Here is a 14,162-nt window from a genome sequence, read left to right on the forward strand (position 1 = left end):
CGGATGAGCGAGGACAGGCAAAACAACGAAGAGACCGTCGAGGCAGCGTACTCACTGCGGGCAGCCGACTACACCGCATTGTTCGGGTCCATCGAGGCGGCCCAACCTGCCGACCGGAAATTCGTGGCGGGCTGGGCCGCCTCGCTGGACGGTCCCGTGCTCGATGCCGGCTGCGGACCTGGACACTGGACGAAGTACCTCGCCGACCAGGGCCTCGAGGTCGAAGGGATCGATCTGGTTCCCGCCTTCATTAGCCATGCCAAGGCGCAGTTCCCGGAGCTAGCCTTCCGGGTAGCCTCGGCACGGGATATCGGAGTGGCTGACGAAAGCCTTGGGGGAATCCTCGCCTGGTATTCGCTGATCCATTTGGCGCCCGACGACGTTCCCGGGGTCCTGGCGGAAATGGCACGCTGTGTTCGCCCGGGCGGAAGTCTCCTTGCAGGGTTTTTCGAAAGCGCCGGGATCGAGGAATTCCCGCACCAGGTCACCCCTGCCTGGTCATGGCCCGTCCAGGAGGTCACGCGGCTGCTCGAAGCCGCCGGTTTTATCGCCGTCGCCGTCGAAACACGGACTGACCCCGGGCATCGCCCGCACGCTGCCATCATTGCCCGCCGCGGCGTTCCTTAGATCCCGAAAGCCGGCGGGTACTCGATCATGCCGGAGGGGACACGTTTGCCAGGGTCCAGCGCCAGTGCCATCAGGGCTTCGTCGGGGGCTTCAAAGGGCGCTTTGATTCCAAACCGGGATGCCGGTGTGAACCCGAACCGCGGGTAATAGTCGGGATGGCCGAGGACCACCACGAGGTTCTCGCCCAGTATTCGCGCGGCTTCCAGCGCTCCGAGGATCGCGGCTCCTCCGGCCCCCTGGCGCTGGTAATCCGGCAGGACAGCACAGGGTGCGAGGGCAAGTGCCGGCTCCCCGCCGACTAGGCAGCGGGTGAGCAGCGCGTGTGCCACCACGGTTCCGTCCGGTGCTGCAGCCACATAGGAGAGCCCGTCGATCCACGCTGTGGGATCGGTGCGCAGGGCGTCCACGAGGTCGGCTTCCGCCGGGGTCGGGAAGGCAGCCTCGTTGATTCCCCGGACGGCAGCGGCGTCGGCGGGGCTCTCGGGTCGGGTAATCCAGTTGAGGGTCATGAGGTTCTCCCTGTGCGCGAATCGGGTGTGCTCCCGGAAACACCGTATCCCGCCGGGGTCCTCCCAATCCTGACAGACCCAGGGTCAAAGCCGCCGACCTGGTGGTCCATGCCGGGGACTGGGTCAGCGAAGAATTGCTGGACCAGCTGCAGACACGCTCCAAAGCGCTGCTGGCCTGCTGGGGGAACAACGACGGACCCGGGCTGCGGGTCAGGCTGCCGGAGATCGCCCGCGCCACGGTCGAGCAGGTGCGCATCGCCGTCGTGCATGAAACCGGCACCGCAAAAGGCCGGGAAATGCGGATGGAACAGGCCTTTCCGGAAACCGATCTGCTGATCTTTGGCCACAGCCACATCCCATGGGACAGCACTGCTCCGGAAGGCCTTCGGCTGCTGAACCCGGGTTCGCCCACCGACCGCCGCCGGCAGCCGTTCTGCACCTACATGGCGGTCGAGATCGACGGCGGGAACGTCGGCGTCGAGCTGCGGCGGCTTCCGCCGCGGACCCAGCCAGGTGCGCGGTCAGGGGCTTCAAACTGACGGAGCGCCCGGCACGAAGGCCGGGCGCTCCGATTTTCCGAGGGACCTAGTAGGCGTAGAGATCTACGAAGGTGCCGCCGGGGGTGAAGACAGCCAGGCTGTCACCGGTGTTGTTCAGCACGGCGGTTGTGCGGTTGTTGTAGTACCGCTCCGCCGTGTTGGTGCCCGGACCGGTGTACACCCGCAGCTCACCTCCCGGGTTCAGCAGATAGCCGCTGCCCACGGTCAGGCGGTTGATGACGGCATCCTGCAGCACGTATCCGCTGACATCCACCGGAGTGTTCCCGGCATTGGTCAGCAGGACGTATTCGCCGTTTTCGGGCTGCACATCGTTGCCCGGGGGATCGGCCATAACAGTTGAGATTTCAATCCCGTTGGCATCCGGCAGCGGGTTCCGGCCCTGCTGCACGGCAGCGAGGACGCCCGGGAAATCCGTGATGATCGTATCCACGCCCAGGGCGGTCATCTCCTGCATAGCGTCCACGCTGTTGACCGTGTACACATCGAGCGTCAGGCCGGCTGCCTGGACCCGGGCGACGTCGGCCGGGTCCATGGTGCGGTAATTGGTCACCAGCCCTTCGGTCCACTCCGCCAACGCCGCCAGCGCGGCGTCGTCGGGAACCGCTCCGATGAGCACAACCGGTATCTGGGGCATCAGGTCATGGAATGCCCGCAGGGAAGCTTCGTCAAAGGAACTGACAACTATCTGGTCCCGGGCAATCAAACGCTGCCAGTAGCGCTTTTCGCCCAGGGCTTCCGCAAGCTTTGCCTCTACCCCCGGCGAATTCTCGGGAGACTTAAGTTCAATATTGATCCCGGTCCGGGGATTCGTCACCAGGGCGGCATCGCGCAGGGTCGGAATAGGTTCGCCCGCGAAAGCTCCGCCGAAGTAGGAGCCGGCGTCCAATGTGCGCAGTTCCGCCGCGGTGAAAGAGGTAATCGGGTCGCCCGCACGTTCGGGGAAAACCTCCGCGACATTGGTGGTGCGGGCGCCAGTGGCGTCATGGAAGAGAAAGATTTCTCCGTCGCTGCTGAGCTGGACATCTACTTCAAACAGGTCGGCGCCGAAGTCCCGGGCCTGGGCGAAGCCCGCCACAGTGCTCTCCGGGGAAAGACCGCCGCTGCCGCGGTGGCCGATTATGGTGGGGTGGTCCTGCTGCCCGGGAGGGCCGTTCCTCTCCGCAGCCGCTGCAGGAACGGCCGTGCCAAGGGCGAGCGTGGCGGCCAGGCATATCCCGAAGGCTGCCGAAATGCGCGTGTCCAAATTCCTCATAGTGGTGATCCTTCACTTGTCGGGGTTAGTGCCGAACAAATTGGGGCGGTACACCGTGGCTCAGACCAGGCTCCCGCTGGAGTGGAACTGCATACCGTGGTCCCGGCTGAGCACCTGCTCCGTCCGGTCCACCTCGGCGGACTCCTGCTCCGGGCTCCAGCCGAGGACTCCACCGGCAATCGCGGCCAGCTCGAGCAGCAGGTCCCGGGTCAGTTCTCCCCGGAACGCCAGGCTGGTTCGGCGCTGCACGAGGTCGGTCAGCCGGACCACTTCTTCGGTGCGGACGAGGTAGCCGATTTCCTCCCGGGTGTAGGAGGCATGGTGTTTCAGCTGGTGCTCGCCCGTGCCAGCTACCAGATCCAGCAGTCCGAGCGCCCGGGTGCCGTAGCGGTCGAGGAGTCCCGCGCAGCGCTCCGGGACCAGCACGCCGCGATGGGCAGCGATCCAGCGGCTGCGCTCGGCGGGGCCGGCCGGCCCCCCGCGTCCGCCGCCGATGGGTTCCCCGGAGGTGCCCCGCCGGCGCGGCTGGCCGAGGTGTTTGAGGACATCGTTGGCAAGGTGTTCGGCCAGCGCCCGGAACGTGGTCCATTTGCCGCCGACCAAGCTGAGGAGGACGCTTCCGCCCACCTGGGCAGTGGACTCAATCCGGTAATCGCGGGACACGAATCCGGGCTGGAGGTCTCCATGGCCGGGCAGCGGGCGGATGCCGGCGAAGCGGTAGACAATCTGGGACCGGTCGACCTCGATGTCCGGGAAAACATGGTGGATGAGGTCGAAGAAATACTCGACCTCCTCTTCCGTGCAGCGGGCGGCGTCCCGCGGGTCTGCTTCCAGGTCGGTCGTGCCCACCAGCACCCGGTCCTTGAACGGGTAGATGAGGACGATCCGGCCGTCCTTGTGTTCGAAGAACAGTTCGCTCCCGCCGGTCGCCGCCAGGAGTTCGGGATGGTTCAGCACGATGTGCGATCCCTTGGTGCCGCCCATGTAGTGCGTGGACTGGCCGAGGGCGGCATTGGTCAGGTCGGTCCAGGGGCCGGTCGCATTTACGACGACGTCGGCCCGGAAAGTGAATTCCTCACCGGTGCACGCGTCGCGGAGCAGGACGCCGTCGGGTCCCATGCCCACGGCCGATACATAGTTCGCGGCCCGCGCGTGGCGGCCCTCGGCCAGACCGTCGGCCAGCACATCCAGCGCGAGCCGTTCGGGATCGTGCATGGAAGCGTCGTAATAGGTCGCCGTATAACGCAGCCGCGGGTTCAGCTGCGGCAGCGCAGCCAGGGACTTCCGCCGGCCCCTGAACTCGTGGCGCGGCACGGCGCCGCCGGAGCGCGAGAAGGAGTCATACACGGCCAGGCCCAGTTTGATCAGCAGGGCGCCGCGCTCCTGGGGGCGGCCCTGCCGGTGCGTGAGAAAGCGCAGCGGGGCGGCCGTGATGCCGGCAAAGGTGGAAAAAACCGGGATCGTGGTGCGCAGCGGCTTCACATAGTGCGGTGCGATGCGCAGCAGGTTGTTGCGTTCGACGACGGCTTCCCGCACCAGCCGGAATTCGCCGTTCTCCAGGTACCTGATTCCGCCGTGGACCATGTGGGAGGACGCCGACGAGGCCCCGGAAACGTAGTCGGCTCCTTCGACCAGGGCGACACTGACGCCCTGCATCGCCAGGTCGCGGAAGGTTGCGATGCCGTTGATTCCACCCCCGATCACCAGGACCTGGGCCGCCGGCTCTGATTTCAGTGCCCGTACGGACGCCCGCGTTCCGTCTCCAGCCGCGTCTTTTGTCTGGACGCCCATTGCGCTGCCTCTCCCTCTTTGCCGGTTCCTCCACACCCTTGTGTGAGGCCCGAGTAACCACAGTCTGAATCGTTTTAGTAGAACCGTCAAGACCGCTGGCCGCGTGCTTCGTTGCCTGCCTTAATCGTTTTAGGTACGCTCGGCTCAGCTTGCATCGGACAAAGACCGCGGCAAGGTAAGCTGCCCAGGCAACGACGCCGGGCAGCCGGACCAGAAGGAGACCACAATCGTGCATGAGCCCGCTGCCCCCACGACCGTGCAGCAGACGATCCGCAGGGGTGAGGCCGTACGCCAGGGCTCCGAGCAGCCTTACTACGCCCTCGAGCCCGGTCCCGGTGAAGCCCACCGCACCCGGACCGAGCTGGCTCCCGAGGGACACCCCCGGGCCGCCGGAGGTTCCATGGCCGGTGATCCCGCTCCCGGCGATCCCGCTCCCAGCGATCCCGCTGCCCGGAACACCGCCGGCTGGGAGGCTGCCCGCGGCGGGCGCCGCAGCATCGCCTATCTGGCCCACCTGACCGATATCCAGCTCACCGATGTCCAGTCTCCGGCCCGGCTCGAAGCCATGCACCAGCTTGGTCGCCGCCCGGATACCGCCCTGCTGCTGCCCATGATGCGCCCGCAGGAACTGCTGGCCGCGCATGCCACTGATGCCCTGGTGCGGGCGCTCAACCGGGTGGCGAAGAGCCCGGAGACCGGTGCTCCGCTCCAGCTGGCGGTGACCACCGGCGACAACGTGGACAACATGCAGTGGAACGAGGTGCAGTCCTTCCTTCGCCTGCTCGAGGGCGGCGACGTGTGCATGGACTCGGGTGGTGCGGCATTTGAGGGCGTCCAGGACGGGCGTTTCCCCTGGGCCTGGGCTCCTGATGATCCGGAGAACCTGTGGGGCCGCGCCCACGGTTTCCCGCACGTTCCGGGGCTGCTGAAGGCGGGCCTGGAGCCGTTTGTGGCCGCCGGCCTCGATATCCCCTGGCTCACCTGCTACGGCAACCACGATGGCCTGGTGCAGGGCCGGGCGCCGCTGACGCCGGAGCTTGGCGCCGTGATGACCGGACACCGCAAGGTGCACGCCCTTCCGCCGGGCCCGGTCGCGGACTTCACGGAGCACCCGCTTCAGACCCTGTCCGGCCCTTCGCACCAGGTCGCCCCGGACCAGGGGCGCCGCCCGGTCACCCGGGAGGAGTTCATCGAGGCGCATTTCCAGCCCTCCGCGCGTCCTTCCGGGCACGGCCTGGCAGAACGGAACCTGCTGGACGGGACCGCCTACTATGCCTATGACGGGCTGCCGGGTGTCCGGGTGATTGTCCTCGACACCACCAACCCTGCCGGCATTTTTGAGGGCAGCATTGACCGGCGCCAGCTGGCCTGGCTGGAACAGAGCCTGGCGGAGGTGCACGTCAGCCATCTGGATGCCGACGGCCGGGAGACAGCCGGCGGCGGTGACGAGCGCCTGGTTATCATCACCTCACACCACCCCCGCACCAGCATGACAAATGACCGGGAGGTGCCGGCCGGCCACACGGACGCCGGCGAGCGGGCGCTCGGTGAAGAAGTGGCCGCCGTCCTGCACCGGTTCCCAAATGTGATCGCCTGGGTGAGTGGGCATATCCACCGTAACTCCATCCGCCCGCTGCCTTCGCGCAGCGGAGGCTTTTGGGAAATCAGCACCTCTTCAGTCATGGACTGGCCGTGCCAGGTGCGGCTGCTGGAGATCGTGGACAACAACGACGGCACGCTGTCCATTTTCTCCACGGCACTGGATCATGAGGCGCCGGTCCAGCCGGAAGGGACGGCAGGCGCGCTGGAACTGGCCGCCTGGCACCGTGAGCTGGCTGCGAATGACCCGATGGGGGTCGGCGGCTTCAACGCCCACGGCGAGGCCCAGGATCGGAACGTGGAGCTGCTCCTGCCGGATCCCCGGGTCCGCCGCCGCTGAGGCCGCCGCGGTCCGCAGGGGTTATTTGGGTGCGGGGCCGGTCGAGCTGCGGCGGATAAGCTCGACCGGTTCCACGTGGTCCGTGACCAGTTCCGTGTCTGCCAGACGGGCAAAGATGGCGCGGCCAATGGCCTGCCGGTCCAGACGGATGGTGGTCAGTCCGGGGGCCAGCAGCTCCGACGTCGGCAGGTCGTCGTGCCCGACGACGGAGAGTTTCTCCCCGACGGCGACGCCGGCAGCACGGGCGGCGCGGTACACGGCGTGGGCCGTGAAGTCGGAGTTGGTCACCACCGCCGTCGGCCTGGTGGACTTGGAGAGCCGCTCGGACACTGCGGAGTACACATGCTCGAGGCTGAGGCGGGTGTGGATCGGGTCCGGTTCGATGCCCAGCTCGGTGCAGCGCTGTTCAAACGCCACCAGCCGGTCATTGTCGGCCATCAGGCCGGCGGGGGCGGTGAGGAAACTGATCCTGCGGTGCCCAAGGCTTGCCAGATGGTCGACAGCCAGCCGGACGGCCTCCTTGTTGTCCGGGGAGACGCAGGTGACCGGCAGGTCCGGGGGCCGCACGGCATTGATGACCACCGTGGCACGCCCCGGGGCGCCGCTGAGCCACTGGCTGACTGCCTCGCCCGGTCCCACGGGGGCGATGGCCAGGCCCCGCACCCGCTGCCCAAGCAGCAGGTCCACGTGTTCGCGCTCGCGCTCCGGAGAGTATTCCGAGTCCACCGCCAGGATCGTGGCACCCTGCTCGGTGGCCGCATCCTGGGCCCCGCGCAGGACATCGAGGAAGAACGGGTTGGCCATGTTGCGGATCATCAGCCCGTAGGCATTGGCCGTTCCGGTGCGCAGGGCACGGGCAAAGGGATCCGCGCGGTATCCCAGCCGGTCGGCTGCGGCCAGGATCCGTTCCCTGGTGGCGGCGGAGACACCCGCTCGGTCATTGAGCGCGAAGCTTGCCAGGGTGGCCGAGACGCCGGCCTCGGCGGCCACATCACGGATACTTGGACGGCCCTTCATGCGAATCCCCTCGCTGCCTGCAATCGCTGAACAGACCCGGAATCGCCGGAATCGTCCATCGGCTGGAACCTCCAGCCGTCCACAGTCTAGAGCTAACTGTTGACAAACCTTAAACGATTTAGTTAGCTTTCCCCAACTACCAATGTGAGCTACATCCTGTCTACGACGGAGTGGGGGATAAATGTCCGATGTTGAACTCCGCGGTGTGGAGAAGGCATTCGCGGACGGAAAAGGCGGAGTAACCCGCGTATTGCACGGGGTGGACATCGTCGCACCGTCCGGGCAATTCGTGGTCCTGCTTGGACCTTCTGGCTGCGGAAAGTCGACTTCACTTCGCATCATTGCCGGCCTTGAGCAGGCCACCGCAGGTGAGGTGCTGATCGATGGCCGAAGGGTCAACGACGTACCCGCCGCCAAACGGCACATCGCCATGGTTTTCCAGAACTACGCGCTGTATCCGCACCTCTCGGTGCTGGAGAACATCGTTTTTGGCCTCCGTGTGCGCAAAGTTCCCAAGGCGGAACGGGAAAAACGTGCCGCTGAAGCTGCCGAGAAGGTCGGCCTTGTGCCGTATCTGGACCGCCGGCCCAGCCAGCTCTCCGGCGGCCAGCGCCAGCGTGCCGCGTTGGCCCGGGCCCTGGTCAGTGACGCCAAGGTTGTCCTCATGGATGAGCCGCTTTCCAACCTCGACGCCAAGCTGCGCCAGCAGATGCGCATCGAGCTACGCAGCCTGCAGAAGGAACTCGGGCTCACCGTGCTCTACGTGACGCACGACCAGGTGGAGGCCATGACCATGGCCGACCACGTGGTGACGATGCGGGACGGGAACGTGGCCCAGGCCGCTTCGCCGGAAGAGCTGTACATGAATCCTGTCGACGCCGACGTCGCAGCCTTCATCGGGTCTCCGCCCATGAACCTGCTGCCGGTCACGCGGGGTCCGGGGGAACAGATCCTGCTGCCCGGGGGCTTTCCCTGGCAGACGGCACCGCCGGCGGGATCCGGGCAGGACCTGCTGCTGGGCATCCGGCCCGAGAACCTGTTCCTCGCCCACGAGTCCGGGGACGCCACCGTCGCCGGCACGGTCAGGTCCACGGAAATGCTGGGTGCGGAAACCCTGCTCACGGTGGACGTGGCTGCGGGCCATTCGCTGATCGCCAGGCTGCCCGGCATTGTCCGGGCCAGCGAGGGGGATCCGGTGCTGCTGAAGACCGATCCCGGGAGCCTGCGGTATTTCGACGCCGAATCACGCAAGCGGGTCGCGGCCGTGCCGCAGCCTGCCTCCGCCTGAGCCGGTCACCGGCCGCCACTCGGCCAAACCAATCACTTTCCGTCTAATCGAGCAGAGAGGCCCGATTATGTCACGCTCCGCATCCGTACCACCCGTCCGCCCCGGACGCTCCCGTTCCGCTGTGAAAGCGCTCTCCGTACTCGCTGCGGGGTCCCTGATGCTGACCGCCTGCGGCGGCGGCAGCAGCACCAACGCTGACGGCGACGTCGCGATCACCATGTACTACCCCGTGGCCGTCGGCGGCCCGCTGACTTCCGTCGTGGACGGGCTGATTGGGGCGTGCGAGGACGCCAACCCGGGCATCGCCGTCGAAGCCGTGTATGCCGGCAGCTATGCCGACACCATGACCAAGGCGCAGACCGCGGCCCGCTCCGGAGACGGTCCGGACCTTGCCGTGCTGCTCACCACGGAGCTGTTCACCCTCCAGGACCAGAACCTCATCGTTCCGCTGAACGATATTTCCGACGACCTGGGCTGGGCGGAGGACCGCTTCTACGAACCGTTCCTCAAGAGCGGCAAGGACGCGGAGGGAACGCTGTGGAGCATTCCGTTCCAGCGCTCGACGATCGTCCAGTACCACAACAAGGACCTGTTCACGCAGGCCGGACTCGATCCTGAGGCACCGCCGACGACTTGGGAAGAACTCTCTTCGGTCGCGAAGACCATCAAGGAATCCGGGGCAGCCGAGTACGGAATTGAAATCCCCTCCACCCAGTTCGGCTACTGGATGTTCCAGGCGCTGGCAGTCCAGGCCGGCACCGAAATCACTGACGGATCCGGTTCGCAGACCCGCTTCGACGATCCCGCCGCCATTGAGGCCATGGAGTACTGGAAGCAGCTCACCGACGAAGGGCTGATGCCCTCCGGAACCACCGAATGGGCCTCCACCCCCGAGGACTTCCTCCAGGGCCGGACCGCGATGATGTGGACGACGACGGGTAACCTCACCAACGTCCGCACCAACGCCGGCTTCGAGTTCGGAGTCAGCCAGCTTCCCGCACACGACCAGCCCGGTTCACCCACCGGCGGCGGCAACCTCTACGTCTTCGAACAGGCGGACGACGCCCAGCGTGAGGCAGCGCTGACCATCGCAGACTGCCTGACCAAGCCCGAGCACACCTCGCAGTGGAGCATCGAAACCGGGTACGTCGCCACCGGAGCCGAAGCGTGGGAGACCCCGGAGATGAAGGACTACGTCGCCGAGTTCCCGCAGGCAGAGGTGGCCCGCGAACAGCTGGACAACGCGGTCATCGAGCTCTCCACGCATGAAAACGGCCGAGTGGTGCAGATGGTGAATGACGCCATCGCCGCCGTACTCACCGGACAGCAGGAACCGGAAGCGGGAATGCGCGCGCTGCAGAAGCAGATCGACGGCGTGCTGGAAACCTACCGGGACTAACCAATGACCCAGGTCCTGGAAGTGGCCGCTAAAGAGGCCGACGGCGCCCCCCGCCGTCGGCCCGGGGCCCGCAAGCCGCTGGGGGACCAGGCTTTCGCCTGGGCAATGCTGGCGCCGGCATTCATCGTGCTCGTGGCCTTCACCCACTATCCGATTATCCGCGCCGTCCTGCGCAGCTTCGAAGACCGGCGCGGAGACGTCAGCTTCGCCAACTACGAGCGGCTGATGGGCGACGACGTGTTCTGGCAGGTCGTGAAGAACAACCTGCTGTTTGCCCTGGGCGTGGTGCCCACCAGTATGGCGCTGGCCATCCTGATGGCGGTCTGGGTCAACGGCAAGCTCAAGGGCAAGGGCTTTCTGCGCCTGGCCTACTTCACGCCCACCATCCTGCCGATGGTGGCCGTGGCCAGCATCTGGTTGTTCTTCTACTCGCCCGGGCTCGGTCCCGTCACTGCGCTGGCCGAGTTCTTCGGGATTCCGGCGCAGAACTGGCTGGGCAATCCCAACACCGTGATGTGGGCCCTGGTGGTGGTGATGATCTGGAAACAGGCTGGCTTCTTTATGATTTTCTACCTGGCCGGACTGCAGAACATGGCACCCGAACTGGAAGAGGCCTCAAGCCTTGAGGGAGCCTCCCGCTGGTACCACTTCCGCCGGGTCACGTTCCCTCTGCTGATGCCGACCACGCTGTTCGTGTTCGTCGTCGCCGTCACCGACGCCTTCAAGATCATCGACCATCTGTTCATCATGACCGGCGGCGGACCCAACAACTCCTCCAACCTGCTGCTCTACTACATCTACGACACGGCCTTCAGCTTCTTCGACATGCCGTACGCAGGGGCCCTGACGGTTGCACTGGTGCTGATCCTTGGTGCCGTTGCCGTCCTGCAGTTCACCTTCCTCGGAAAGCGGGTGCATTACCAGTGAGCCATTCCACCGCCCAGGCGGCCGCTCCTGCAGCCGGGCCCAGCGCTCCTGCATCAGGAGCCGCCGCAGCGCGACCGGCCCTCCGCCGTCGTGCGTCCTTCTCGATGAGCCGCTCGCTGGAAACCGCCGGCGCCTGGCTGCTCGGGGCCCTGTGGCTGATGCCCCTGGTCTATGCACTGTGGGCCTCGGTCCACACGCGGGACAGCGCCACCAAGTTCGACCTCACCGCGCCGCTGACCTTCGAGAACTTCGCGACGGTCTGGAACGGTGCGCCCTTCGACCGCTACTACTTCAACACCATCCTGCTCGTGTGCGGCATCCTGGCAGGTCAGATCCTGCTCGGTGTGCTGGCGGCATATGCCTTCGCCCGCTTCGAATTCCGGGGCAAGAACATAGCGTTCGGCCTGGTTCTGGTGCAGCTGATGATCACCCCGGACATCCTGATCTCGGAGAACTACACCACGATGGCCCAGCTGGGCCTGGTGGACAGCATCACCGGCATCGGGCTGCCCTACATCGCCAGCGGCTTCGGCATATTCCTGCTCCGCCAGACCTTCAAGGGCATTCCGATCGAATTGGATGAGGCTGCCGAGATTGAAGGGTGCTCCCGCTGGGGCAGGCTGTGGAAGGTCTACGTTCCGCTGGCCAAGCCCACGCTGGTTGCCTGGGGTCTGGTGTCCGTCAGTACGCACTGGAATAACTTCCTGTGGCCGCTGATCATCACCAACAGTGTCGAGGCCCGGCCGCTGACTGTGGGGCTCATGGTCTATAACGGCACCGAATCCGGTATCGACTGGACGCTCCTCTCCGCTGCCACCATCCTGGTCGTGGCGCCGCTGCTGATTGCCTTCCTGATCTTCCAGCGGCAGTTCGTCCAGAGCTTCATGCGGGCAGGTATCCGGTGATCAGCCGTGATTAGCGGAGCTGCCGCAGTGGATGTTGCGGGTTCGGCGGTTCTTGCGGTTCCTGCGGAGACCTCCGTTTTGCCGGTGCCGGGTGAGTCGGGCGCCGGCGGCGCGGGGGTGCTGGGTACGCCCCCGGGCGCCGGCGTCGCGGGCTCCGGTCCGGTCCGCGGGGTGCTTTTTGACCTCGACGGAACGATTTACCGCGGAGGCGAGCTCATCCCGGGGGCGAGCGAAACCATTGAATCCCTGAAATCCTCCGGGATCCGGTGCGTTTTCGCCTCGAACAACCCCACAGCGACGTCACTCGATTACGCCCGCCGCCTCACGGGGATGGGCATTCCCACCGAAGCGTCGGAGGTGCTGACCAGTGGCGGTGTGGCCGCCCAGTGGCTGCTGCGGACGCACCCGGACGCCTCAGTGTTCGTCGTCGGGGAAGCCCCGCTGATCCGGGAGCTGGAAACCGCAGGAGTCCGGGTTACCGCGTCGGAAGATGCCGACGTCGTACTGGCGGCCTTTGACCGGACCTTCACCTACGAGAAGTGGAATACCGCCTTCCAAGCACTGCGGCGCGGCGCGCTCTTCGTGGCCACGAATCCGGACACCACCTGTCCTGTCGCTGACGGTGGGCTGATCCCGGATTGTGGAGGGATCACTGCGGCCCTGGAGACGACTACCGGCAGACAGCTCGACGTCGTCATCGGGAAGCCGTCGCTGATCATGGCGGCGGCCGCGCTGGAGCGTCTGGGAATGAGTGCGGGTGAGGCACTGATGGTGGGTGACCGCCCGGAAACCGACATTGAAATGGGCCGGGCAGCCGGCATCCGGACGGTATTGGTGCTGACGGGTGTCAGCGGACCTGCTGCGGCGGCCGCTGGTACTGCCACTGCCGTCCTGCCTTCGGTTCGGGAGCTGCCCGCCCTGCTGGGAACGTGGGCGCAACCAGCGTCCTAACCAGGATTGGAAGCCAGATGGAATTCTTCACAGACACGTTCCTTACCGAAGTGGTTCTCGCGTCCTGCGCCTTCGGCCTTTCCTGCCTGATCGGATTGGAACGGCAGATCCGGCAGAAGAGCGCCGGACTGCGCACCCACGCGCTCGTCGGTACCGGATCTGCTATCTTCACTCTGGTTTCCGCCTTCGGCTTCTCGACCGTTCTGGGAACCGATGTGACGCTCGATCCTTCCCGGATCGCAGCCCAGATCGTCTCCGGCATCGGTTTCCTGGGCGCCGGGGTGATCTTTGTGAACCGCGACGTCGTGCGCGGACTGACGACGGCGGCGACCGTGTGGATGTCTGCTGCCATTGGTATGGCCTGCGGTGCCGGAATGGTTCCGCTGGCAATTGTCGCGACGATGCTGCACTTTGTTGCCGTGGGTGTCCTGGCGCCTCTGGCCCGCAGGCTTCCGACTCCCGACGGCAAACGCACCGTCCGGATCCGGTACCAGGACGGAAGCGGTGTGCTCCGTGACATCCTCGGCATCGCCACCGGGATGGGATTCGATTCCTCCATCCTGGACACGCGCCAGATCCGTGGCGAAGAGGACGAACCAAACCAAGTCGCCGTCGAGATGCGTTTCCGCGGCAAGCCTCCGCTGCGCGAACTTTTGACCCAGCTGAGTGAGCTCTCCGGAGTCCGGCGGATTTCCCTGCGGGACGACTTCGACGAAGACAGCGTGATCGAAGACGACGACGCCGCTGAACCGCGGCGCCGCCTGCTGCGCAGTCGGCGATAGGCGGGCTGGGTGCCGGGGTGGGCTGTCTGTGTGCTGCCGGCTCGCTGAGGCGGGCGTAGGCGGGGCGAGCGTAGCCGAAGGTGGCCGGTGCGTAGGCGGGGCGGGCGTAGCCGAAGGCGACCGGTGCGTAGGCGGGGCGAGGGGCGTGTGTAGGCGAAGGTGGCCGGGTGCTGCGGGTGTCGTTTCTGCACCTGCGTTTGATGTCCAGTGTTCTG

The 14,162-nt window shown here is 66.1% G+C and carries 13 protein-coding genes; 9 read left to right on the top strand and 4 right to left on the bottom strand.

Annotated features, from left to right (window positions below; translation table 11 throughout):
* The first annotated feature begins 3 nt into the window (after positions 1-3).
* On the top strand, positions 4-627 hold the full coding sequence (locus tag RTN46_RS05355) for a class I SAM-dependent methyltransferase (protein ID WP_312179615.1): 624 nt from the start codon (positions 4-6) through the stop codon (positions 625-627).
* Here RTN46_RS05355 and RTN46_RS05360 read toward each other — a convergent pair.
* Entirely contained in the window at positions 624-1,136 is a 513-nt protein-coding gene (locus RTN46_RS05360; RefSeq protein ID WP_312179617.1) for an N-acetyltransferase, read from the bottom strand. The two genes, RTN46_RS05355 and RTN46_RS05360, sit on opposite strands and share 4 nt — an antisense overlap.
* Before the next feature lie 20 nt (positions 1,137-1,156).
* On the opposite strand from RTN46_RS05360, the gene RTN46_RS05365 reads away from it, so the two are divergent.
* Positions 1,157-1,675, top strand: coding sequence for a YfcE family phosphodiesterase (locus RTN46_RS05365; protein ID WP_312179660.1), 519 nt, complete (start codon positions 1,157-1,159; stop codon positions 1,673-1,675).
* 46 nt (positions 1,676-1,721) lie between these two features.
* On the opposite strand, the gene RTN46_RS05370 is transcribed toward RTN46_RS05365, so the two are convergent.
* Both RTN46_RS05370 and RTN46_RS05375 read right to left on the bottom strand, forming a co-directional pair.
* Positions 1,722-2,948 (bottom strand): glycerophosphodiester phosphodiesterase family protein, encoded by a 1,227-nt coding sequence (locus RTN46_RS05370; protein WP_312179619.1) that lies wholly within the window; start codon positions 2,946-2,948, stop codon positions 1,722-1,724.
* A 60-nt stretch (positions 2,949-3,008) separates the two neighbouring features.
* Positions 3,009-4,739 carry a glycerol-3-phosphate dehydrogenase/oxidase gene (locus RTN46_RS05375; RefSeq protein WP_312179621.1) on the bottom strand — a complete coding sequence of 577 codons (1,731 nt, stop codon included), beginning with the start codon at positions 4,737-4,739 and terminating at the stop codon, positions 3,009-3,011.
* A gap of 229 nt (positions 4,740-4,968) precedes the next feature.
* Between RTN46_RS05375 and RTN46_RS05380 the strand changes: the two genes are divergently transcribed.
* Complete coding sequence (locus tag RTN46_RS05380; protein ID WP_312179623.1) at positions 4,969-6,678, top strand: TIGR03767 family metallophosphoesterase; 1,710 nt, start codon at positions 4,969-4,971, stop codon at positions 6,676-6,678.
* 21 nt (positions 6,679-6,699) lie between these two features.
* On the opposite strand, the gene RTN46_RS05385 is transcribed toward RTN46_RS05380, so the two are convergent.
* Positions 6,700-7,695 carry a LacI family DNA-binding transcriptional regulator gene (locus RTN46_RS05385; protein WP_312179625.1) on the bottom strand — a complete coding sequence of 332 codons (996 nt, stop codon included), beginning with the start codon at positions 7,693-7,695 and terminating at the stop codon, positions 6,700-6,702.
* A 181-nt stretch (positions 7,696-7,876) separates the two neighbouring features.
* Between RTN46_RS05385 and RTN46_RS05390 the strand changes: the two genes are divergently transcribed.
* From RTN46_RS05390 to RTN46_RS05415, 6 genes are all read left to right on the top strand, one after another.
* Positions 7,877-8,983 carry an ABC transporter ATP-binding protein gene (locus RTN46_RS05390; RefSeq protein ID WP_312179627.1) on the top strand — a complete coding sequence of 369 codons (1,107 nt, stop codon included), beginning with the start codon at positions 7,877-7,879 and terminating at the stop codon, positions 8,981-8,983.
* 67 nt (positions 8,984-9,050) lie between these two features.
* Positions 9,051-10,382, top strand: coding sequence for an ABC transporter substrate-binding protein (locus RTN46_RS05395; protein ID WP_312179629.1), 1,332 nt, complete (start codon positions 9,051-9,053; stop codon positions 10,380-10,382).
* Positions 10,383-10,385: 3 nt separating this feature from the next.
* Positions 10,386-11,309 carry a sugar ABC transporter permease gene (locus RTN46_RS05400; RefSeq protein WP_312179631.1) on the top strand — a complete coding sequence of 308 codons (924 nt, stop codon included), beginning with the start codon at positions 10,386-10,388 and terminating at the stop codon, positions 11,307-11,309.
* On the top strand, positions 11,306-12,214 hold the full coding sequence (locus tag RTN46_RS05405) for a carbohydrate ABC transporter permease (RefSeq protein WP_312179633.1): 909 nt from the start codon (positions 11,306-11,308) through the stop codon (positions 12,212-12,214). The genes RTN46_RS05400 and RTN46_RS05405 overlap by 4 nt, the downstream gene beginning before the upstream one ends.
* Positions 12,215-12,220: 6 nt before the next feature.
* Positions 12,221-13,165: an HAD-IIA family hydrolase gene (locus RTN46_RS05410; protein WP_312179634.1), complete on the top strand. Its 945-nt coding sequence runs from the start codon at positions 12,221-12,223 to the stop codon at positions 13,163-13,165.
* Positions 13,166-13,182: 17 nt separating this feature from the next.
* Entirely contained in the window at positions 13,183-13,947 is a 765-nt protein-coding gene (locus RTN46_RS05415) for an MgtC/SapB family protein (protein WP_312179635.1), read from the top strand.
* Positions 13,948-14,162: the final 215 nt, after the last annotated feature.

The organism is Arthrobacter sp. (assembly GCF_031988865.1).
Lineage (GTDB): Bacteria > Actinomycetota > Actinomycetes > Actinomycetales > Micrococcaceae > Arthrobacter_B.